This window comes from Ruegeria sp. SCP10, assembly GCF_040329495.1.
Taxonomy (GTDB): Bacteria; Pseudomonadota; Alphaproteobacteria; order Rhodobacterales; family Rhodobacteraceae; genus Ruegeria.
This window is the reverse complement of the sequence record NZ_JBDZYF010000061.1, coordinates 1-1,173: the sequence shown is the minus strand read 5'-3', so window position 1 is coordinate 1,173 and position 1,173 is coordinate 1. Positions and strand designations below refer to the sequence as shown.

The following is a 1,173-nucleotide window of genomic DNA, read 5'->3' as shown; positions in this document are numbered from 1 at the left end:
GCCCCGTTTTTGCAGGGTTTTGTCATTTTGCGGCCCATAGCGGATGAGGTGGATGGCTCCTGCTCCACCGGCATCGCACGTGCCAAAGTGCAGTTGTCATCGACTGCTAGGAAAGGAGCCACCCAATGACAGTAAAGACTGTGGGCCTGGATTTGGCCAAGGATGTTTTTCAGGTGCACTGCGTTTCAGCCACCGGACGCAAGATCATCAACAAGAAGATCAAACGCGCGAAGCTGATCGCCTTTTTCGAACGTTGCCGCGCTGCGTGGTTGGGATGGAGGCTTGCGGATCATCCCATCACTGGGAACGCAAGTTGCGCGAACTCGGTCATGACGTTCGGCTCAAGCCAACAGCCTATGTCAAACCCTATGTGAAGCGCGGCAAAACCGACGCGGCGGATGCCGAGGCGATTTGTGAAGCCGTGGGCCGCCCCACCATGCGCATTGTCGAAATCAAATCCGAAGATCAGCAAGCAGTGCTTGCCATCCATCGGGCGCGGGATCTGGTTGTCCGTCAGCGCACCCAGGTTGTGAACATGATCCGCAGCATCCTTCGTGAGTTCGATCACATCCTGCCGACTGGCATCGAAGCAGTGTCCAAGTTCGCACGAGAGCACGGCAGCGAGGAGCAGTTGGAAATGCCTGAGATCGCGAACGGCATTCTTGGCGTGATGTGTCATCAGCTGACCGGACTCAATGCGCGGGTTGATGGGCTTACCAAGCTGATCGAGCAACATGCATGGCTGGATGCCGATGCGCGACGTTTGATGCGCATGCCAGGCATCGGACCAATCACCGCTTCCGCCGTTGTCACCACTATTGGCGATGCAAAACAGTTCGAGACCGGACGCGATTTGGCGGCTTGGCTGGGGCTGACACCGCTGAACAAATCCAGCGGCGGTCGAGAGCGCCTCGGGCGGATCACAAAGAAGGGTGACCGTTACATCCGAAAACTGCTGATCATCGGAATGACATCGCGCGCGCTCATGGCCAAGAACAGTCCGGAGAAAGCTGACACATGGACGTCGAAGCTAATAGACGAAAAGCCCTTCCGGCTGGCCACTGTCGCTATGGCGAATAAATCGGCGAGGATCATCTGGGCGCTGCTGACAAAACAGGAAGACTACCGGCAGCCGATCGCCTGATCCTGCCTCAAGACGCAAGACGCAAGACG

Annotated in this window: 1 pseudogene; it reads left to right on the top strand. The window is 57.1% G+C overall.

Features of this window, described 5'->3' with window-relative positions:
• The first annotated feature begins 125 nt into the window (after nt 1-125).
• A pseudogene (locus tag ABLN87_RS22250) lies at nt 126-1,144 on the top strand (IS110 family transposase).
• Nucleotides 1,145-1,173 lie beyond the last annotated feature (29 nt).